General features: G+C 74.3%; 17 protein-coding genes. 5 read left to right on the top strand and 12 right to left on the bottom strand.

From position 1 onward, the window contains the following. Positions 1 to 34: 34 nt before the first annotated feature. The 5 genes from ACZ5NJ_RS23660 to ACZ5NJ_RS23640 all read right to left on the bottom strand — a co-directional run bounded on the left by ACZ5NJ_RS23660 (position 35) and on the right by ACZ5NJ_RS23640 (position 6491). Positions 35 to 973 carry a dihydrodipicolinate synthase family protein gene (locus ACZ5NJ_RS23660; protein WP_468767156.1) on the bottom strand — a complete coding sequence of 313 codons (939 nt, stop codon included), beginning with the start codon at positions 971 to 973 and terminating at the stop codon, positions 35 to 37. Between the two features lie 104 nt (positions 974 to 1077). Continuing rightward, entirely contained in the window at positions 1078 to 2556 is a 1479-nt protein-coding gene (locus ACZ5NJ_RS23655; protein WP_468767155.1) for an FAD/NAD(P)-dependent oxidoreductase, read from the bottom strand. Continuing rightward, the gene (locus tag ACZ5NJ_RS23650) at positions 2537 to 2848 is read right to left on the bottom strand and encodes a (2Fe-2S)-binding protein (protein WP_468767153.1); all 312 of its coding nucleotides are present in this window, start codon (positions 2846 to 2848) and stop codon (positions 2537 to 2539) included. Before ACZ5NJ_RS23650 ends, ACZ5NJ_RS23655 begins: the two co-directional genes overlap by 20 nt. A 61-nt stretch (positions 2849 to 2909) precedes the next feature. Then, positions 2910 to 4025 carry an NAD(P)/FAD-dependent oxidoreductase gene (locus ACZ5NJ_RS23645; RefSeq protein WP_468767152.1) on the bottom strand — a complete coding sequence of 372 codons (1116 nt, stop codon included), beginning with the start codon at positions 4023 to 4025 and terminating at the stop codon, positions 2910 to 2912. A 78-nt stretch (positions 4026 to 4103) separates the two neighbouring features. Next, positions 4104 to 6491, bottom strand: coding sequence for a collagenase (locus ACZ5NJ_RS23640; RefSeq protein WP_468767151.1), 2388 nt, complete (start codon positions 6489 to 6491; stop codon positions 4104 to 4106). A gap of 171 nt (positions 6492 to 6662) precedes the next feature. Between ACZ5NJ_RS23640 and ACZ5NJ_RS23635 the strand changes: the two genes are divergently transcribed. Next, positions 6663 to 8039, top strand: coding sequence for an aminopeptidase P family protein (locus ACZ5NJ_RS23635; protein ID WP_468767150.1), 1377 nt, complete (start codon positions 6663 to 6665; stop codon positions 8037 to 8039). 9 nt (positions 8040 to 8048) lie between these two features. Here the strand turns inward: ACZ5NJ_RS23635 and ACZ5NJ_RS23630 are convergent, their stop codons facing one another. Together ACZ5NJ_RS23630 and ACZ5NJ_RS23625 are read right to left on the bottom strand one after the other, a co-directional pair. Beyond that, positions 8049 to 8462 carry a RidA family protein gene (locus ACZ5NJ_RS23630; protein WP_468767149.1) on the bottom strand — a complete coding sequence of 138 codons (414 nt, stop codon included), beginning with the start codon at positions 8460 to 8462 and terminating at the stop codon, positions 8049 to 8051. Next, positions 8459 to 9583: an acyl-CoA dehydrogenase family protein gene (locus ACZ5NJ_RS23625; RefSeq protein ID WP_468767148.1), complete on the bottom strand. Its 1125-nt coding sequence runs from the start codon at positions 9581 to 9583 to the stop codon at positions 8459 to 8461. Before ACZ5NJ_RS23625 ends, ACZ5NJ_RS23630 begins: the two co-directional genes overlap by 4 nt. A gap of 133 nt (positions 9584 to 9716) precedes the next feature. On the opposite strand from ACZ5NJ_RS23625, the gene ACZ5NJ_RS23620 reads away from it, so the two are divergent. The 3 genes from ACZ5NJ_RS23620 (at position 9717) to ACZ5NJ_RS23610 (ending at position 13295) form a co-directional block, all read left to right on the top strand. Continuing rightward, on the top strand, positions 9717 to 11336 hold the full coding sequence (locus ACZ5NJ_RS23620; protein ID WP_468767147.1) for an AMP-binding protein: 1620 nt from the start codon (positions 9717 to 9719) through the stop codon (positions 11334 to 11336). A gap of 4 nt (positions 11337 to 11340) precedes the next feature. Continuing rightward, positions 11341 to 12141: a PaaX family transcriptional regulator gene (locus ACZ5NJ_RS23615; protein ID WP_468767146.1), complete on the top strand. Its 801-nt coding sequence runs from the start codon at positions 11341 to 11343 to the stop codon at positions 12139 to 12141. A 314-nt stretch (positions 12142 to 12455) separates the two neighbouring features. Then, positions 12456 to 13295, top strand: a complete 840-nt coding sequence (locus ACZ5NJ_RS23610; protein ID WP_468767145.1) for a GNAT family N-acetyltransferase — start codon at positions 12456 to 12458, stop codon at positions 13293 to 13295. An 85-nt stretch (positions 13296 to 13380) separates the two neighbouring features. Here the strand turns inward: ACZ5NJ_RS23610 and ACZ5NJ_RS23605 are convergent, their stop codons facing one another. Both ACZ5NJ_RS23605 and ACZ5NJ_RS23600 read right to left on the bottom strand, forming a co-directional pair. Continuing rightward, the gene (locus ACZ5NJ_RS23605) at positions 13381 to 15663 is read right to left on the bottom strand and encodes a bifunctional salicylyl-CoA 5-hydroxylase/oxidoreductase (protein ID WP_468767263.1); all 2283 of its coding nucleotides are present in this window, start codon (positions 15661 to 15663) and stop codon (positions 13381 to 13383) included. Between the two features lie 52 nt (positions 15664 to 15715). After that, positions 15716 to 16543, bottom strand: a complete 828-nt coding sequence (locus ACZ5NJ_RS23600; RefSeq protein WP_344166159.1) for an enoyl-CoA hydratase family protein — start codon at positions 16541 to 16543, stop codon at positions 15716 to 15718. A 198-nt stretch (positions 16544 to 16741) separates the two neighbouring features. Here ACZ5NJ_RS23600 and ACZ5NJ_RS23595 point away from each other — a divergent pair, with 198 nt between their 5' ends. After that, entirely contained in the window at positions 16742 to 17164 is a 423-nt protein-coding gene (locus ACZ5NJ_RS23595; RefSeq protein ID WP_468767143.1) for an ATP-binding protein, read from the top strand. A gap of 43 nt (positions 17165 to 17207) precedes the next feature. Here the strand turns inward: ACZ5NJ_RS23595 and argF are convergent, their stop codons facing one another. The 3 genes from argF to ACZ5NJ_RS23580 form a co-directional block, all read right to left on the bottom strand. Continuing rightward, a complete protein-coding gene (argF, locus tag ACZ5NJ_RS23590; protein WP_468767141.1) occupies positions 17208 to 18230 on the bottom strand; it encodes an ornithine carbamoyltransferase in 1023 nt (340 codons plus the stop codon). 131 nt (positions 18231 to 18361) lie between these two features. After that, positions 18362 to 19588 (bottom strand): arginine deiminase, encoded by a 1227-nt coding sequence (locus ACZ5NJ_RS23585; RefSeq protein ID WP_468767138.1) that lies wholly within the window; start codon positions 19586 to 19588, stop codon positions 18362 to 18364. A gap of 54 nt (positions 19589 to 19642) precedes the next feature. Beyond that, a complete protein-coding gene (locus ACZ5NJ_RS23580) occupies positions 19643 to 20140 on the bottom strand; it encodes a hypothetical protein (RefSeq protein WP_468767137.1) in 498 nt (165 codons plus the stop codon). Between the last annotated feature and the right edge of the window lie 151 nt (positions 20141 to 20291).

The following is a 20291-nucleotide window of genomic DNA, read 5'->3' as shown; positions in this document are numbered from 1 at the left end:
CCCCTCCGGCCGGTCGCTGACTGGTTGTCGGTTGCTAGTTGAGACCCTCGGCCAGGGCCTTCTCGGTGGCGGCGCGCACGGCGGCCTCGGTCTCCCCGGTGAGCGGGAAGCGCGGGGGGCGGGTGGCGCCGCCGGGGCGGCCGGCCAGGTCCATGGAGAGCTTGATGGCCTGGACGAACTCGGTCTTGGAGTCCCAGCGCAGCAGGGAGTGCAGGGATTTGTAGAGCGGCAGGGCGGTGGCGGTGTCACCGGCGACGGCGGCCCGGTACAGGGTGGCGCAGGAGCGGGGCAGCGCGTTGGGGTAGCCGGCGATCCAGCCGACGGCTCCGGCCAGGGCCAGTTCGAGGAGGACGTCGTCGGCGCCGATCAGCAGGTCCAGGCCCGGGGCGAGTTCGGCGATCTCGTAGGCGCGGCGGACGTCCCCGCTGAACTCCTTGACGGCGACGATGCTGCCGTCGGCGTGCAGGCGCGCGAGGAGGGAGGGGGTCAGGTCCACCTTGGTGTCGTACGGGTTGTTGTACGCGACGACCGGCAGACCGGTCCGGGCGACCTCCGCGTAGTGGGCGCGGACGGTCTCCTCGTCGGCGCGGAAGGCGTTGGGGGGCAGGAGCAGGACGGAGCCGGCGCCGGCCTCGGCGGCCTGGTCGGCCCAGCGGCGGGCCTCGGCGCTGCCGTACGCCGCCACGCCGGGCATGACGCGGGCGCCGTCTCCGGCGGCCTCGACGGCGGTGCGGACGACGCGGGCGCGCTCCTCGTCGGTGAGGGTCTGGTACTCGCCGAGGGAGCCGTTGGGCACGACGCCGTCGCAGCCGTTGGCGATCAGCCAGGCGACGTGTTCGGCGTAGGCGTCGTAGTCGACGGAGAGGTCCTCGCGCAGGGGCAGGGCGGTGGCGACCATGATGCCGTGCCAGGGGCGGGTGCGGGTGTCGGGGCCGGGGGTGGTGGAGGGCGCGGGGGTGGGCGCGTCGGTCATGGAGGACTCCCTAGTGTGGTGTGTGACATTTTACTAGTGGGCCTGGATCGGCCACAAGGGGCCGGTCAGGGGTACGTGCGGGGAAGTCGACGGAGCGGGGCCCTTCAGCGGACCGGCGGGGCCGGCTCCGCCGGGGGCAGGGCGGCCAGGTGGCGTAGCGGGACCGGGCAGGACAGCGGACGCCGGTCGGGGGCGGGGGCCTCGCCGGCCAGGGCGGCCACGGCCGGACCGCACATGCGGCCCTGGCACCAGCCCATGCCCGCCCGGGTGAGGAGCTTGACGGTACGGGCGTCGCGCGCCCCCAGCTCCTGCGCCGCCTCGCGGATCGCCCCGGCCGGGACCTCCTCGCAGCGGCACACGTCCGTCTCCTCGCGCAGCCAGCCGGTCCAGCCGGGGCCGGGGCGGTGCGCGGCGGCCATCGCCGCGGCGAAGGCGCGCAGCCGGGCGCGGCGGCGGGTGAGGGCGGCGGGGACCGGCCGCCCGGCGATGGCGTGCGCGGCGATCTCGCCCTCGGTCAGGGCCAGTTGGGCGCCGCCGATGCCGCCGGTCTCGCCGGCCGACCAGATGCCCGGAACGGAGGTGCGCTGGGCGGCGTCCAGTTCCAGGGCGACCGTGCCGTCGGGGGCCTGGCGGGTGGCGCAGCCGAGGCCGGTGGCCAGCTCCAGCTGGGGCACCAGGCCGTGGCCCACCGCGAGGGCGTCGCAGGGGATGCGGCGGGCGGTGCCGGGCAGCGGGCTCCAGTCCTTGCCGAGGCGGGCGACGGTGACGGCCTCGACACGGGTGGTGCCGTGCGCCTCGGTGACGGCGTGCCGGGTCAGCAGCCGGACGCCGTGGCGCAGCAGGGCTCCGCCGTACGTGGCGCCTTCGGCGAGTTTGGCGGGGTTGCGGAGCAGGGCGGGCGCCTGGGGGGCGTACGCGGTGTACGAGGCGGCCTCGACGACGGCCGGGACGGTGGCTCCGGCGGCGGCGAGGGAGCCGGCGACGGCGAGGAGGAGCGGGCCGCTGCCGGCCACCACGACGCGGCGGCCGGGGAGGACGAGGTTGTTCTTCAGCATGGCCTGGGCGCCGCCGGCCCCCACCACGCCGGGCAGGGTCCAGCCGGGGAAGGGGAGCTGGCGTTCGTAGGCGCCGGTGGCGAGCAGGACGCGGCGGGCGCGGAGGGTCGTCGGGGTCTCGTCGGGGGCGTGGCCGGCGACCGCGTGGAGGGTCCAGGCGCGGGGCCCGGGGGGCGGGCCGGGGTGCGGGGCCGCGTTCGGGGCCGGGTTCGGGTCCGGGTCCGGGACCACCGTCCACACGTGGTGGCGGGGGAGGTACGTGATGCGGCCCGCCGCCTCGTGCGCGCGCAGGGCCGCCTCGCGGGTGGCGAAGGCCCGCCAGTCGTGGTGCAGGGCCTGGGGGCGGGTGGCGCCGAGGGTGGCGGCGGGGTGGCGGTAGTACTGGCCGCCGGGGCGCTCCGCGGTGTCGATGAGGGTGACGCGCAGGCCGAGCCCCGCGGCGGTGACGGCGGCCGCGAGACCGGCGGGGCCCGCGCCGATGACCGCGAGGTCGGTGAGGGCGGTGGGGTCAGACGGCGAGGTCGGCATGGCCGGTGCCCTCCTGGGTGGTGACGGTGTCTCCGGGGCGGGCCGGGACGAGGCAGGCCCGCTGGTTGGGCCGGCCGTTGACGGTGACGAGGCAGTCGTAGCAGGAGCCGATGCCGCAGAACGCGCCGCGGGGGGTGCCGCCCTGGCGGGTGGTGCGCCAGGCCAGGATCCCGGCCGCCCAGAGGACGGCGGCGATGGTCTGGCCCTCCTGGGCGGGCAGCTCGCGGCCGTCGAAGGCGAGGGGGTACGTGGCCGCCGGGCTGCCGCCGACCAGCTCGCGGGGGCTGCGCATCAGGGGGCTCCTCGGGGAGTGTCGTTCCGGTGTGCGGGGAGGCGGGGGCGGGGGGCCGGGGTCACGGGCCGAAGCGGTCCGGGCGGAAGGGAGCCGGAGGCAGCGGCGGTGTGGTGTCCGTGAGGGCCGCCGCGATGAGGGCTCCTGTCGCCGGGGCCAGGCCGATGCCGGCGCCCTCGTGGCCGCAGGCGTGGAGGAGGCCCGGGGTGCGGGGGTCCGGGCCGATGGCCGGGAGGTGGTCCGGGAGGTAGGGGCGGAAGCCGTGGTAGGTGCGCAGGGCGCGGACGTCCGCCAGGACCGGGAAGAGGGCCGCGGCCTGGGCGGCCAGGCGGCGCAGGGCGTCGGTGGACAGGGTGCGGTCGAAGCCGACGCGTTCGCGGGTGGCGCCGATCAGGACCGGGCCCGAGGGGGTGCCCTCCACGACGGCGGAGGACTGGAGGGCCGCCGAGTCGCTGGCCACGTCCGCGATGTAGTCCGCCGCGTAGACCTTGTGGCGGATCAGCCGGGGAAGGGGTTCCGTCACCAGGACGAAGCCCCGGCGGGGCAGGACGGGGAGGGTGGTTCCGGCGAGGTCGGCGATCCGGCCGGCCCAGGTGCCGGCGGCGTTGACCACCGCGGGGGCGTGGAGGGTGCGGCGGGAGGTGCGGACGCCCTTGACCGTGTTCCCGTCCAGGAGGAGTCCGGTGACCTCTTCGCCCAGGTGCAGGGTCGCGCCCGAGGCCTTCAGGAGGTGGGCGGCCGCGAGGGCCGGCTGGACCTGGGCGTCCTGCGGGTAGTGGAAGCCGCCCGCCAGGCCCGGGGCCAGGTGGGGTTCCAGATCGTGCAGGGCCGTGACCTCCGTGGCGACGACGCCTGCGGCGCGCTGGCCCTCGGCGAAGTGGCGCAGGGCCTTGAGGGTGGTCTCGTCGGGGGCCACCACCAGGCCGCCCTTGGGCTCGTACTCGACGGCGCGGGGCAGTGCGGCGGACAGCTCCTGCCAGAGGCGGGCGGAGAGGAGGGCCAGGTCGAGTTCGGGGCCCGCCTCCTTGTCGGAGACGAGGAGGTTGCCCTCGCCCGCACCGGTGGTGCCGCCGGCGACGGGTCCCCGGTCCACCACCGTCACGGAGAGACCGGCGCGGCTCGCGTAGTACGCGCACGCGGCTCCGACGACGCCGGCGCCAATGATCACGACGTCCATGTCAGTAATATGTCACATTCTTTTGCTGGTGCCCAGGGCCGGTTCCGCCCCCCGCCGGAACCGGCCCCAGGCGCGCGGTCAGCTGCGGAGGGGGCCCTCACAGCTGAAGGAGGAGGTGCCTGCGGCCTTGTTGTCCCAGATCTCCACCGGCCCGAAGGAACAGTTCATGTCCGCCAGGTTGTTGGAGGCCGCGCCGGCCCGATCGAGGATGAAGTAGTCGACCGTCTCGGACATGTCCTTGAAGTTCTGGTCGTCGCTGCGCCAGTTCTTCAGGTTCGCGGTGATCCGGCCCGTACAGGTGAAGCGGCGCTTGCCGGGGTCGCCGTTCTCCACGCAGTCCGGGGTGTTGTACGTCGCCGCGGCGAAGGAGGACTTCACCGAGGCGAGCGCGGAGTCCCGCAGCCGGTCGTTGGCCGTGAAGGTGGTGTTGGGGACGTAGAGCTGGTCCACCTTGGCGATCTGGGCGTCCAGGAAGCGGTTGTAGTCGCGCTGGAGGTAGGTGTCCGCGCCCATGCGGTGGCGCCAGGCGTCGAAGCCGGCGACGTCGTTGGCGCGCAGGTAGCCGTACATCTCGCGCAGCAGCGAGGGCTTCTCGGTCCAGAGGAACTCGAAGAACGTGCCCGCGTAGTTGTAGAAGCGGAAGCCGTCGCCGTCGTACGTGGCGTGCAGGAGCTGCTCGACGCTCATGCGCGGGCCGCCGCCGGCGGTGTCGTTGATGATGCCGCGGACCAGGGACTTGCGGACGGCGATGCCGTCGTCGCGGGTGGAGCCGTCGAAGAACTCGGCGGTGCCCTCGTCCATGGCGGTGGTGCGGTCGCCCTGGTACCAGTCGCCCTGGCCGAAGAAGCCGGGGACGGCGAAGCGGCCGTTGAGGTAGTGCGTGTACTCGTGGCGGAAGAGCTCTTCCAGGGTGAGGGAGGAGTCCTGCGGGACGCGGCGCTGGTAGGTGTAGAAGGTGGCGCCGTTCTCGATGTAGATGCCGCCGTTGTTGGTGCCGTAGCCGGTCAGGATCGGGTGGTAGTTCACGTAGTCGGCGCGGGAGGCGTAGAGCACGATGTTCAGCGTGCTGTTGGGGTCCCCGGCGAGCGGCTGGTCGGTGCCCAGGACGCGGTGGAACTGGGTCTTGACCTGCTTGCTCGCGTAGTAGAGCTGGTCGACGGTGGCGCGGTCGAGGGCGGTGCGGACCTTGATGCCGCCGTTGTCGTAGGTGTAGGTGTTCGGGAAGAGCTGCTTTTCGATGTCCTCCTTGCACACCCCGTACGGCTTGCAGGCCTCGTAGAAGTTGAGCCAGGAGACCAGCTTGGCCCACTGCTCGCTGCCGTTGCCCCAGGTGGACTTGACCGGTTCGAGGAGGGCGCCGAGGTCGGCCGTGATCTGGTCCTTCAGGCCGTCGACCTGGCCGAAGCGGCCGTACTCGCCGAGCGCGTCGCGGGCGGCCCACGCGTTGGCGCCGCCCTTGAGGTGGCCGTAGCCGGCGAAGGCCTTGAAGAGCGCCCGGTAGGCCGGGTCCGCCTTGACGGCGGCCTGGAAGGCGGCGTCGTTGTTGCCCGGGTAGACGCCCAGGTAGTTGACGGAGAGGGCCGCGAGGGCGGCGCCGCCCCAGGAGGCGTCCTGGTTGGTGGCCGGGTGGGAGGCGTCCAGGGTCGGCAGGACCTTCTTGATCAGGCCGAGCTGGTGCTGGCGCAGACCGGGCGCGCTGCCCGCGTAGAGGGCCTCGCGCAGGGTGCGGGCGTTGGAGGCAGTGACGTCGAAGGTGTGGGCCGCGCCCCCGAAGTCGGCGATGGCCTGGCGCATGGCGTCGACGGTGGGGGCGTCGGTGACGTCGATCTCGGTGCGCGAGTAGTCATGGTAGACGACCGCGTGCAGGTAGGTGAACATCTCCTCCAGGTGAGAGGAGTCGCGGCCGTCGTGGGCGGCGGCCAGGGCGGATATCCGGTGGGAGACGGCCTGGACGTGGGCGTCGGACATGACGGGCGCGAGGCGCGCGTCCCAGGTCCATATGAGGCCCCGCAGGCAGCCGTCGGCGGTGACGGCCGGGTCGGCGAGGAAGTCGGCGAACTGCTCCGGGCCGAGGCCCGTGATCCCGTCGAGGGTGCAGGGCACGCCCGCGGCGACGCTCTTGGCAGTGGGCGCGGCCTGGGCGGTGGCCGTCTTGCGGCCCTTGTCGGCCCCGGGGGCCGGGTCGGCGGCGCCGGGAACCCGGTTGTCGGCGACGGACTTGCCGCCGGGGGCCGGGGCGGGGGTCGGAGCGAGCTGCTTGGCGTCGGCGAGGCGGTCGACCTCGTCGAAGGGGTTCGGCGCGGCGGCGGGACCGGCGGCGAAGGCGGCGGGCGCCGACGCGGCGGGTGCGGCGGCGGGGGCGCCCCGCTCGGCGGCCTGGGTCACTGCCTGGCCGGCGGTGGCGAGGAGGGTGACCGTGACGGCGGCGGAGAGGAGAGACGTACGCACAGCTCTGGGCTGGGACACCTTGATGCTCCTGTGGGAAGGGAGGTGGGGGAGTGGTGCGTGAACTGCCCTGCTTCACACGGCGTTTGACGGGGATTAACGTGCCGCGGTGTGAGCTGTAACATAGTAATGTGAAATTGCACTGACAAGCCCTGTGCGCACATCAGTTCAGTCCTTCTCGAGGGAGCCTCCGTGACCGACACCTCCTCCCGCCTGAACACCGGCAGCCACGACCTCCCGGTATCAGCGGAGTTGTCCCGCTTCATGGCGGGGAACTGGGCGCCCTCTCCCCTGCCCGCCGGCTCCCGGGTGACCGCGTACGACGTCACCCCCGCCCGCCGCGCCCGGCTCTCCGCCCGCTTCCCGGGCGAGCGGCTGATCGTCCCGGCCGGTGAGCTGCGGGTCCGCTCCAACGACTGCGACTTCCGTTTCCGGCCGCACAGCGCGTACGCCTGGCTCACCGGCCTGACGGGCGAGGACCAGGTGGGCCACGTCCTGGTCCTGGAGCCGGCCGGGCCGCACGGCCACGAGGCCGTCCTCTACCTGCGCCCCCGCTCCGACCGCTCCGACGGCACCGAGGAGTTCTACCGGGACCGCCGCTACGGGGAGTTCTGGGTGGGCCGGCGCCCCGACCTGGCCGAGTCGGAGCGGCTCACCGGGCTGCGCTGCGCCCACCTCGACGCGCTCGGCTCCCCCACCGGCCGCAACGCCGCCACCGACGCCGAACTGGCCGCCGCCCTCGCCGAACTGCGGCTCGTCAAGGACGCCTGGGAGGTCGACCAGCTCCAGCTCGCCGTCGACCACACCACCGCCGGATTCGAGGACGCCGTACGGGCGCTGCCGGCGGCCCTCGCCCACCCGCGGGGTGAGCGCTGGATCGAGGGGGTCTTCGCCCTGCGGGCCCGCGCCGAGGGCAACGGCCTCGGATACGAGACCATCGCCGCCTCCGGCGCGCACGCCTGCGTGCTGCACTGGATCCGCAACGACGGACGGCTGGACCGGGACGAACTCCTGCTGCTGGACGCGGGCGTGGAGACCGACAGCCTCTACACCGCCGACATCACCCGCACCCTGCCGCTGTCCGGGCGCTTCTCGCCCGTGCAGAAGCAGGTCTACGAGCTGGTGCTCGCCGCCCAGGAGGCGGGCATCGCCGCGCTGCGGCCCGGAGCGAGCTTCCGGGACTTCCACCGGGCCGGGATGCGGGTCATCGCCGAGGGCCTCGCCGAGTGGGGCGTGCTCAAGGACGCCGGGGGCGACCTGCACCGGCGCTACACCCTGTGCAGCAGCGGCCACATGCTCGGCCTCGACGTCCACGACTGCGCGAAGGCGCGCGCCGACACGTACCTGGACGGGGTGCTGGAGGAGGGCCAGGTCCTCACGGTCGAGCCGGGCCTCTACCTCCAGCCGGACGACGAGACCCTCCCCGCCGAACTGCGCGGCATGGGCGTACGCATCGAGGACGACCTCGTCATCACCTCCGACGGGGCGCGCCTGATGTCGGGCGCCCTGCCGCGCACGGTGGCCGGCATCGAGGAGTGGATGGGCGCCCTCCTCGACTCCGCCTCCTGACCCCCGGCGCTACGGGAGCACGGCGATCCCGTCCAGCTCCAGCAGGGCCTCCGTGTCCCAGAGGCGGACCACGCCGACCACGGCCATCGCCGGATAGTCACGGCCCGCCAGCCGCCGCCAGATCCGGCCCAGTTCGCCGGCGTGGGCGCGGTAGTCCTCCACGTCCACCGCGTACACCGTCACCCGGGCCAGGTCCGAGGGGGCTCCGCCCGCCGCGGCCAGGGCCGCCAGCAGGTTGGCCAGGGCCCGCTCGAACTGCTCCGGCAGGGTCTGCCCCACCACCTTGCCGGAGCCGTCGAGCGCGGTCTGGCCGGCCAGGAACACCAGCCGGCCCCCGGTGGCGGTGACGGCGTGCGAGAAGCCCGTCGCCGGGGACAGCTCCGGCGGGTTGACGCGCTCCAGGCCGGGACGCCCCGCGCTCATCGGACCGTCACCCCCCGGTACAGCTCCTTGGCGATGATGCCCCGCTGCACCTCGCTGGCCCCCTCGTAGATCCTGGGCGCCCGCACCTCCCGGTACAGGTGCTCCAGCAGGTGGCCGCGCCGCAGGGCGATCGCCCCGTGCAGCTGGACGGCGTGGTCGACCACGTACTGGGCCGTCTCCGTCGCCAGGAGCTTGGCCATCGCCGCGCGGCGGGGCACGTCCGCGGCGCCGGTGTCGTACGCGCCGGCCGCCGCGTACACCAGCAGCCGGGCGGCCTCGGTCCGGGTGGCCATCTCCGCCACCCGGTGGGCGACCGTCTGGAGGTCGGCCAGCACCCCGCCGAAGGCGGTACGGCCGGCGGTGTGCGCCAGCGTGGCGTCCAGCGCGGCCCGCGCCATGCCGACCGCGAAGGCCCCCACGCTCGGCCGGAACAGGTTCAGGGTCTCCATCGCGACCCGGAAGCCCTGCCCCGGCTCGCCCAGGACGTCCTCCCGGCCCACCGGCACCCCGTCGAAGGCCAGCGAGCCGATCGGATGCGGCGAGAGCATGTCGAGGGCCTCCCCCGTCAGCCCCGGCCGGTCCGCCGGGACCAGGAAGGCGGTGATGCCCTTCGCACCGGGCGCCCCACCCGTCCGGGCGAAGACGGTGTAGAAATCGGCCTCGGGGGCGTTGGAGATCCAGCACTTTGCCCCCTCCAGCCGCCAGCCGGACCCCTCCGGGGAGGCCGCCAGGGCCAGGGCGGCCGCGTCGGAGCCCGCGCCCGGCTCGCTCAGCGCGAACGCCGCCACCAGCCGCCCCGCCCGGACCCCCGGCAGCCACCGCTCCCGCTGGGCCGCGCTGCCGAAGCGCAGCACCGGATGGCCGCCGAGCCCCTGGAGCGCCAGGGCCGTCTCCGCCTCGGTGCACCCGTAGGCGAGGGACTCCCTCAGCAGGCACAGCTCCAGCGCCCCGGAGCCGAAGACCCGCTCCAGCAGCCCCAGTTCCCCCAGCTCCGCCAGCAGCGGCCGGTTCACCCGGCCGGGCTCGCCCTTCTCGGCGAGCGGCCTCAGCCGCCCCTGCGCCAGGGCGCGCAACTGCGCGCACCATTCCTCTTGTTCCACTCCGAGCGCGAATCCGGCCATCCGAAGGCCCCCAAGTCCCGTCGTGTTCCTCTATCGCGTCCTGTTGACTGCCGTCACCATCACGATACGCTCTGGACAGATCAGCACGGCCGGCTCCACCCCAATCCGGACGTCGCAAGGGGGCGAACCCGCCTTGGAGCTCAAGCCTTCCGCCCACACCGACACTTTCGCGCGCGACAACCTGCCGCCCGCCCACGCCTGGCCGGAGCTCCTCTTCGAGCTGCCCGAACTGGCCTATCCGGACCGGCTGAACTGCGGCGCCGAGCTGCTCGACGCCACCATCGCCCGGTTCGGACCGGACCGGCCCGCCTTCCGCAGCGGCTCCGGCGAGGTGTGGTCGTACGGGGAGCTGCGCGAGCGCGTCGACCGCCTGGCCCACGCCCTCACCGCCGACCTGGGCGTCGTCCCCGGCAACCGGGTGCTGCTGCGCGGGCCCACGGGGCCCTGGCTGGCCGCCTGCTGGCTGGCCGTGATGAAGGCCGGCGCGGTGGCCGTCACCGTACTGGCCCAGCAGCGCGCCCAGGAGCTGGCGACCGTCTGCGCCATGGCCCGGGTCCGGCACGCCCTGTGCCACACCGACGCCCTCGACGACCTGGCCAGGGCCGAGGTGCCGGGGCTGCGGATCACCCCGTACGGCGGGGACTCCCCCGACGACCTGCTGCGGCTGGCCGCAGCCCACTCCGCTCCCTACCCCGCCGTCGAGACCTCCGCCGACGACGTGGCCCTCATCGCCTTCACCTCCGGGACCACCGGCCGCCCCAAGGGCTGCATGCACTTCCACCGCGACCTCCTCGCCGTCGCCGACACCTTCTCCCGCACCGTCCTCAGACCCCGCCCCGACGACGTGTTCGCCGGCAGTCCGCCCCTCGGGTTCACCTTCGGCCTCGGCGGACTGGTCGTCTTCCCCCTGCGGGCGGGGGCCTGCGCCCTGCTGCTGGAGGAGGCCGCGCCCCGCCGCCTGCTGCCCGCCCTCGCCGCACACCGGGTCACCGTCCTGTTCACCGCCCCCACCGCCTACCGCTCGATGCTGGACACCCTGGGCCCCTACGACACGGGCGCCTACGACCTGTCCGCGCTGCGCCGCTGCGTCTCCGCCGGCGAGAACCTGCCCGCCGCCACCTGGCAGGCCTGGTACGAGCGCACCGGCCTGCGGATCATCAACGGCATCGGGGCCACCGAACTGCTGCACATCTTCATCTCCGCCGCCGACGAGGACATCCGCCCCGGCACCACCGGCCGGGCCGTCCCCGGCTGGCAGGCCCGCGTGGTGGACCCCTCCGGCCGCCCCGTCCCCGACAACGAGCCGGGCCTGCTGGCCGTGCGCGGGCCGGTCGGCTGCCGCTATCTGGCCGACCCCCGCCAGGGCGAGTACGTACGGGACGGCTGGAACCTCACCGGCGACACCTACGTCCGCGACCCCGACGGCTACTTCCGCTACGTCGCCCGCGCCGACGACATGATCATCTCCTCGGGCTACAACATCGCGGGCCCGGAGGTGGAGGAGGCGCTGCTGCGCCATCCCGACGTGGCGGAGGTCGCGGTCGTGGGCCGGCCCGACGAACGGCGCGGGCAGGTCGTGGTCGCCTACACCGTCCCGCGCGCGGGGGCCGTGCTCACGGAGGAGACGCTGCGGAGCTTCATGAAGGGGGAGCTGGCCCCCCACAAGTGCCCGCGCTCCTTCGTCTTCCTGCCCGCGCTGCCGCGGACCCCCACCGGCAAACTCCAGCGCTTCCGGCTGCGCGATCTAGAGTGAACCCGTGGCCGAGCAGCACACTCCGCGATCCCTGATCGTGACTTTCTACGGCGCCTACGGGCGGTCCTTCGACGGAGCCGTCCCGGTGTCCGCCCTGGTGCGCCTGCTGGGCGCGGCCGGGGTCGACGCGCCCTCCGTCCGTTCCTCGGTGTCCCGGCTCAAGCGGCGCGGCTTCCTGGTGCCCGCGAAGGCCGCGGACGGCTCCGCCGGCTACCGGCTCTCCGAGGAGGCCCGGCTGTTGCTGGAGGACGGCGACCGCCGGATCTACGGGGCCGTGCCGGTCTCGCCGGAGTGGCTGGTCGCCGTCTTCTCCGTCCCCGAGCAGGAGCGGCACAAGCGGCACCTGCTGCGCTCGCGCCTGGCCCGGCTGGGTTTCGGCTCGGTGGCGCCCGGGGTGTGGATCGCACCGGCCCAGCTGGCCGAGGAGACGGAACACACCCTGGAGCGGCTGCACCTGACCGGCTACGTGGAGCTCTTCCGCGGCGCCCACCTCGGCTTCGCGCCGACGGCCGAGGCCGTGGCCCGCTGGTGGGACCTGGCCGCCCTGGCCAAGCAGCACGAGGAGTTCCTCGACCTGCACGAGCCCGCCCTGCGCGCCCTCCAGTCGGGCCCCGCCCCCACCCCCGAGGCCGCCTACCGGGCCTACCTGCCGGCCCTGGACACCTGGCGGCGGCTGCCCTACGCCGACCCCGGGCTGCCGCGGGAGCTGCTCCCCGCGGACTGGCCGGGCGACCGGGCCGCGGCGGTCTTCGCCGAACTGCACGCCCGGCTGCGCGACGCGGGCGCCCGCTTCGTCCAGCCGTAGCGGGCCGGGGCCCGTCGCCCGGCTGGTGGCGGTGGCCGCCTGGTGAGCGCTCATGGTTCCTCCTCGTCCGACGGCCCGCCCGGTCGGCGGAGCCGGTGTCCTGCTCGCACTCCCCAAGGTCCCAGCCGCCCGCGCCCCGCCCCTCCCCCACGCGGGGGTACCGTCTCCCCCGCCCGGGGGAGCGCACCCGCCGCACCGGGCGCCCCCCGGGCGAGCACCGTCCCGCCCCCGGGCCGAGCGCCCCTCCCCGAGCGCCCCTCCCGGCCGCTGGAAAACCCGGTGCGGGCCGCCTCCGGTGCCCGTCACGATGGGGCATGACCTGGACCTTCAGCACCGATCTGGCGGCCTGTCTGGCCGCCGCACGCCCGGCCGTGGCCGCGCATCCCGTCGTCAACACCACCCTGCTGAGCGTCATCGACGCCCTGGAGCGGCGCGGCCCCCGGGCCTACGGCGACGCCGAACCCGTCTTCGGCTGGTGGACCGGGGCCGACGGCACCGTCGGGGGCGCCGTGCTTTACACCCCGCCCTTCCCCCTGCTGCTCGGCGCCCTGCCCACCGAGGCCGTCGAGGCCCTGGGCGCCGCCCTCTCGTCGGAGCCCCTGCTCACCCGCGTGCGGCACCTGAACCTCCGCCGCGCCGACGCGCGGACCCTGGCCGGGGCCTGGGGCACGCCGACCCGCGTCGCCGAGGAGCTGCGCCTCTACCGGCTGGGCACCCTGACGGCCCCCGACCCGGCGCCCGAGGGCCGGGCCCGGCCCGCCACCGAGGCGGACCTGCCGTTGCTGGCGCGGTGGTGCGCGGAGTTCAACCGGGAGTGCGACACCCCCGGCACCCCGTCGGAGGCCTCCCTGCGCGACCGGATCTCGTACGGCGGGTACCTGCTCTGGGAGAACGGGGGCAGGCCGGTCGCCCTGGCGGGTTTCTTCCGCCCGATCGGTTCCGCCTCCCGCATCGGCCCCGTCTACACCCCGCCCGCCGAACGGCGCCGCGGTTACGCCGCCGGGGTGACGCACGCGACGAGCGAGGCGGCGTACGCGGCCGGGGCCGGCGAGGTGCTGCTCTTCACCGACCTGGCCAACCCCACCAGCAACGGTGTCTACCGGCGCCTCGGCTTCGTCCCCGTCGAGGACCGCGTCGGGCTCACCCGCGCCTGAGCCGTCCCCGGCCGGGGCCCCGACCGGGGACGCGGCCGGGGACGCAGAGGGGCCCAGAGGGAGCCGCAGAGGGGCCGCGGCCGCCTCATCCCTTCCCGGTGGGCGGTTTGCGGCTGCCCGCCCGGTACGGGGCGGGCCAGGGCGCGCCCGGGCCCTCGTACCCCTGGTCGGCCGCCGCGTGCAGGGTCCAGTGCGGGTCGTACAGGTGCGGACGGCCCAGGGCGCACAGGTCGGCGCGGCCGGCCAGCAGCAGGGAGTTGACGTCGTCCCAGGAGGAGATCGCCCCCACGGCGATGACGGGGACGCCCAGGGCGTTGCGGATCCGGTCGGCGTAGGGGGTCTGGTACGAGCGCCCGTACTCCGGGGCCTCGTCCGCGACGACCTGTCCGGTGGAGACGTCGACGGCGTCGGCCCCGTGCGCGGCGAAGGCGGCGGCGATCCGCTCGGCCTCCTCGGGCGTGGTGCCGCCGGGCGCCCAGTCGGTCGCGGAGAGCCGGACGGTCATCGGGCGGTCGTCGGGCCAGACCTCGCGGACGGCGTCGAAGACCTCCAGGGGGAAGCGCAGCCGGTTCTCCAGGGAACCCCCGTAGGCGTCCTCGCGTTGGTTGGTGAGGGGGGAGAGGAAGCCGGACAGCAGGTAGCCGTGGGCGCAGTGCAGTTCCAGCAGGTCGAACCCGCAGTCGGCGCCGCGCACGGCGGCCGCCGCGAAGTCGGAGCGGATGGCGGCGAGGTCGGCGGCGCCCAGGGCGCGCGGGACGGCGGAGACCCCGGGCTTGTAGGGCAGCGCGGAGGCGGCGACGAGCGGCCAGTTGCCGTCGGGGAGCGGTTCGTCCATGCCCTCCCACATGAGCCGGGTCGAGCCCTTGCGGCCGGAGTGGCCGAGCTGGAGGCCGAGGGCGGTGCCGGGCGCGGAGGTGTGGACGAAGTCGGCGATCCGCTTCCAGGCGTCCGCCTGCTCGGCCGTCCACAGGCCGGCGCAGCCGGGGGTGATCCGGCCCTCGGCGCTGACGCAGACCATCTCCGTCATGACCAGGCCGGCCCCGCCCAGGGCCCGCCCGCCCAGGTGCACCAGGTGGAAGTCGCCGGGCACCCCCTCGACGGCGGAGTACATGTCCATCGGCGAGACGACGACGCGGTTGCGCAGGGTCAGTCCGCGCAGGGTGAACGGGGTGAACATGGGCGGGGTGGCCGGCCCGTCCGGCCCCTGCCGCGGGCAGCCGAACTCGGCCTCCACCGCGCGGGTGAAGCGGGCGTCGCGCAGCCGGAGGTTGTCGTGCGTGACCCGGCGGCTGCGGGTGAGCAGGTTGAAGGCGAACTGCCGGGCGGGCTGGCCGACGTAGCCGCCGATCTCCTCGAACCAGCGCATGCTGGCGGCGGCGGCCCGCTGGGTGCTGGCCACGGCGGGCCTGCGCTCGGCCTCGTAGGCGGCGAGGGCTTCGGGGACCTCGGGGTGCGCGGCGAGGGCGTCGGCGAGCGCGAGGGCGTCCTCGACGGCGAGTTTGGTCCCGGAGCCGACGGAGAAGTGGGCCGTGTGGGCGGCGTCGCCGAGGAGGACCACGTTCCCGTGCGACCAGCGTGCGTTGACGACGGTGCGGAACCGGGTCCAGGCCGAGCGGTTGCCGCGCAGCGGCCTGCCCCGCAGCGCCTCGGTGAAGATCTTGGCGCAGCGGGCGGCGGACTCCTCCTCGTCGCACAGGTCGAGGCCGGCCGCCCGCCACACCTCCTCGCGCATCTCGACGATGGCGGTGGAGGAGTCGGCGGAGTACGGGTAGGCGTGCAGCTGCATGATGCCGTGCTCGGTCTCCGCGATCTCGAAGCGGAAGGCGTCGAAGGCGAAGTCGGCGGCGAGCCAGACGTAACGGCAGCGGCCGGGGGTGACGGTGGGCCGGAAGTGGGCGGCGCCGCTCTCGCGGGTGGCGCTGTGCACCCCGTCGGCCGCGACGACCAGGTCGTACGAGCGGGCGAGCTCCCAGGCGTCGGGGGCGGCGGCGCGGAAGCGGAGCCGGACGCCGAGGGTCTCGCAGCGGGCGTGCAGGATCTCCAGGAGCCGGCGCCGGCCGAGGGCGGCGAAGCCGTGGCCGCCGGAGGTCAGCAGCCGGCCCCGGTGGACGATGTCCACGTCGTCCCAGCGGACGAACTCGGCGGCCAGGGCGGCGTGGACGACGGTGTCGGCCCGTTCGATGCCGCCGAGGGTCTCGTCGGAGAGGACGACGCCGAAGCCGAAGGTGTCGTCGGGGGCGCCCCGCTCCCACAGGTCGACGGCGTGCCCCTGACGGGCCAGCAGTGCGGCGGCGTAGAGCCCGCCCGGCCCCCCGCCGACGACGGCGACCCGCCGGGCGGGCCCCGGCGCGGACGGGGACGGGGACAGGGACGGAGATGGGGACTGGGACACGGACGGGGCCACGGACTGGGACACGGCCCTACCTCCCCTTCCACTGCGGCGGCCGCTTCCCGGTGAAGGCGGCGTGGAACTCGGCGTAGTCCTGTCCGTGCATCAGCAGGGCCTGCGTGCTGGCGTCCAGTTCCACGGAGGCGGCCAGCGGCATGTCCAGTTCGGCGGTGAGCAGGGCCTTGGTCTGGGCGTGGGCGAGGGCGGGCCCGGCGGCGAGGCGGGCGGCGAGTTCGGCGGCCCGCACGTCGGCCTTGCCCTCGTCGACGAGCTCGCTGAGCAGGCCGATGCGTTCCGCCTCGGGGGCCCGTACGGGCTCTCCGAGCATCAGGATCCGGGTGGCGTGGCCGAGGCCCACGACCCGGGGCAGCAGGTAGGCGGCGCCCATGTCGCCGCCGGAGAGGCCGACGCGGGTGAAGAGGAAGGCGAAGCGGGCGGTGGGGTCGGCGATGCGGAAGTCGGCGGCGAGGGCGAGGACGGCCCCCGCGCCCGCGGCCACCCCGTGGACGGCGGCGATCACGGGGAAGGGGCATTCGCGGACGGCGCGGACCACCTGGCCGGTCATCCGGTTGAAGTCGAGGAGTTCGGAGGTGTCCATGGCGAGGGTGGCACCGATGATCTCGTCCACGTCCCCGCCGGAGCAGAAGCCGCGGCCCTCGCCGGCCAGGACGAGGGCGCGCACGGAGCGGGTGCGGGAGAGTTCGGCGAGCAGATCGCGCAGGTCGGCGTAGGCGCCGAAGGTGAGCGCGTTCAGCTTCTCGGGGCGGTCGAGGGTGACGGTGGCGATGCCGTCCTGCCGGGTCACCCGCAGGTGGCGCCACCGTTCGGTCGCTGGTGTGGAACCGGTGAAGGGGCTCACGCGTACGACGCTATCACCGTCTTGTGACCGCCGTCACGGAAACGCGACAGACGGGGGACGAGCCGAGGTTCCCGCCGGCTCGCCGCCGGGGGTCCGCCGCCTTCGTGCCGGGGTGCCCTACGAACCGCGCGGGCGGCTCCGTATGGTTGAACACGAAAGCTTCCCTCCCCCGCCCCCCACGGAACGGACGGACCGGCCATGCCCGACGCCTGCGCCTGGCGGCTCGCCCTGCCGCACACGGCAGCCGCCGTGCCCATGGCCCGCGCCCTGGTCCGTACCGCCCTGACGGACACCGGTCCGTGCGCCGACCGCGACACCGCCGAGCTGCTGACCGCCGAACTGGTGGCCAACGCCGTGCAGCACACCGCGGCGGGGGCGCCGATCGAACTGGTCGTGGAGACGCTGGCGGACGGCTGCCAGGTGGAGGTCCACGACGGCGATCCGCGGCCGCCCCGCGACCTCCTCGCCCTCCCGGACGAGGACCACCCCGACCCCTGGCAGGAGCACGGCCGCGGTCTGCTGCTGCTCCGGGCCCTGAGCTCCGCCTGCGGCCACCGCCCCACCGAGCGCGGCAAGGCCGTGTGGTTCACCCTGCCGGCCCGCGCGGCGGCCACCGCCTGACCGCGGGGCGGCCCGCGGCGGGCCGCCCGGCGGATGCGTATGACTATGCGGCGGACGGGGCGGCGGGCTTCGCCATCGTCGCGACGAGCACGGCCTTGATGGTGTGCAGCCGGTTCTCCGCCTCGTCGAAGACGACGGAGTGCGCCGACTCGAACACCTCGTCGGACACCTCCAGCCACTCCAGGCCGTGCCGCGCGTGGACCTCCTGGGCCACCTTGGTGCCGAGGTCGTGGTACGCGGGCAGGCAGTGCAGAAACCGCACGTCCGGGTTCCCGGTCGCGCGCAGCACGTCCATGGTGACGGCGTACGGGCCCAGGGCCGCGATCCGCTCGTCCCAGACCTCCTTGGGCTCGCCCATCGAGACCCACACGTCCGTGGCCACGAAGTCGGCCTGCGCCACACCCTCCGCGACGTCCTCGGTCAGGGTGATCCGGGCCCCGCTGGACGCGGCCAGCTCGCGGGCCCGCGCCACGACCGCCTCGGCCGGCCAGTACTCCTTCGGCGCGACGATCCGTACGTCCATGCCCAGCAGGGCGCCGGTCACCAGGTAGGAGTTGCCCATGTTGAAGCGGGCGTCGCCCAGGTAGGCGAAGGCGATCCGCTCCAGCGGCTTGGCGCAGTGCTCGGTCATGGTGAGCACGTCGGCCAGCATCTGGGTCGGGTGCCAGTCGTCGGTGAGACCGTTGAAGACGGGCACGCCGGAGGACGCGGCGAGCTCTTCGACCGCCTGCTGGCTGTCGCCCCGGTACTCGATGCCGTCGAACATCCGGCCGAGCACCCGCGCCGTGTCCCGGACGGTCTCCTTGTGCCCGATCTGGGAGCCGGAGGGGTCGAGGTAGGTGGTGTGGGCGCCCTGGTCGGCCGCGGCGACCTCGAAGGCGCAGCGGGTGCGGGTGGAGGTCTTCTCGAAGATCAGCGCGATGTTCTTCCCCTGGAGCCGGCGCTCCTCCACGCCCGCCTTCTTGGCCGCCTTGAGTGCGGCGGCGAGCTCGACCAGGCCGCGGAACTCGGCGGCGGTGAAGTCGAGCTCCTTGAGGAAACTGCGGCCGAAGAGGTCGGTGACCATCGGGGACTCCAGGGGAACGCTGACAGGGGATTATGGAAGTCTATACGATCCTCTGCATTCATATTCAGTCGGGTGGATCACATGTGCGGCACCGCATCCGTGATCACCGACCCGTACCCCTCAGCCTGCGCTCACCCCGCGTCCCGTTCCACCGGGCAGCTCATGCAGCGCGGGCCGCCGCGGCCCCGCCCCAGCTCGCTGCCGGGGATCTCGATCACCTCGATGCCCTCCTTGCGCAGGTGGGTGTTGGTGGTGACGTTCCGCTCGTAGGCGACGACCACCCCCGGCTCCACGGCCAGCACGTTGCACCCGTCGTCCCACTGCTCGCGCTCGGCCGAGTGGACGTCCTGCCCCGCGGTCAGCACCCGCACCTTGTCCAGGCCCAGGGCGGCCGCGATGGCGCGGTGCATGTGCTCCGGCGGGTGGTCGCTGACCTGGAGCTCGCTCGCCCCCTGCCCGGGGCGGATCGTGTACGAGCGCAGCATGCCGAGCCCGGCGTACTGGGTGAAGGTGTCGGCGTCGACCATCGTCATCACCGTGTCCAGGTGCATGAAGGCCCGCCGCTTGGGGAGGTCGAGCGCCACGATGACCGACGCCGAACCGGCCGCGAACAGTCCCCGGGCGAGCATCTCGACCGCCTGCGGCGTGGTCCGCTCGCTCATCCCGATCAGGACGGCGCCGTTGCCGATGACCAGGACGTCACCGCCCTCGATGGTCGAGGGGTAGTCCGACTGCCCCTGCGACCAGTAGTGGAAGGGACCCGAGCCGGTGAAGAGCGGGTGGTGCCGGTAGATCGCCTCGAAGTGCACGGTCTCGCGCTGCCGGGCCGGCCAGCGCATGGCGTTGATGGACACCCCGTCGTAGATCCAGGCGGAGGTGTCCCGGGTGAAGAGGTGGTTGGGCAGCGGCCCCAGCAGGAAGCCGTCCGTCTCCAGCGCGTGGAAGCGCACCGACACCGGCTCGCTGTGCCGCTCCAGGAACTCCCGCTTGGTCATGCCGCCGACGAGCGCCTCCGCGAGCTCGGCCGAGGTCAGGCCGTCGAAGACCGAGCGCAGGTGGTCGGTGGCGAGCGGGCCGTACTCCTTCTCGTCGAAGACCCGGTCCAGGACGAGGTGGCGCGCCTCGGTGATGTCGAGGGCCTCGCGCAGCAGGTCCCCGAAGAGGTGGACGGCGACGCCCCGGTCGCGCAGCACGTCGGCGAAGCCGTCGTGCTCCTGGCGGGCCCGGCGCACCCACAGCACGTCGTCGAAGAGGAGGGCGTCCTTGTTGCTTGGTGTGAGCCGCTTCAGCTCCAGGTCGGGGCGGTGCAGGATGACGCGGCGAAGCCGCCCGGTCTCGGAGTCGACATGGAATCCCATGCCGTAGACGTACCCAGACCGAACGGCTTTCCGACCCGGCGTCGGGCGTGCGGCTCAGCGCAGGCCGAGAAGCGCCGACGGGGTGCCGATGAGCTCCGGGGCGACCACGCCCAGCTTGGGGGCGGTCAGGTTCGGGATCCCGCGGTTGCCGGCGTCGGGCATGGTCAGCGGGGCACCGAGGACCGCGCCGGGGGTGCGGGTGAGCACGGTGGTCGCCGGCGACTCCAGGGAGCCCTCGCCGTCCGTCTCCTCGGGGCCCAGCAGGTTGGGCACCGGGGAGGCGATCTTGGTCAGTCCGAGGCCGGTGGAGACGGGGACCGTCGGGAGCAGCGGGCTCGGCAGCAGGTCGCCCTTGTGGAGGACCGGCGCCTCGGGGGCGCCGACCATCGGCACCGGGACGGCGGTGGCCACCTTCGGGGTGGGCACGCCCAGCGTGGTGTTCACGGCGTCCAGCGGGACGCCCACGGGAACCGTGTCGGCCACGGCCGGAGAGGCCGCGCCGGCCGCGGCCATACAGGTCAAGAGCGCCGCAATGCTTCCGCGCGCGGTCATCTTCATAGGTGACGTTCCGTCCTTCCTGGGTCGCGGACACTCCGCTGCCCTGGTTGAACGATCCCGCCGCCCGTTTCCCGGGACTTCGGAGCGAAAGTTCCCCCATACGACCTAATTCGAGGCCGTACGGGGGCCGCCGCTTTACGCGGAC

The organism is Streptomyces sp. NPDC032091 (genome assembly GCF_055580265.1).
The sequence above is the reverse complement of the archived record's forward strand: the minus strand, read 5'-3'. Positions and strand labels throughout refer to the sequence as shown.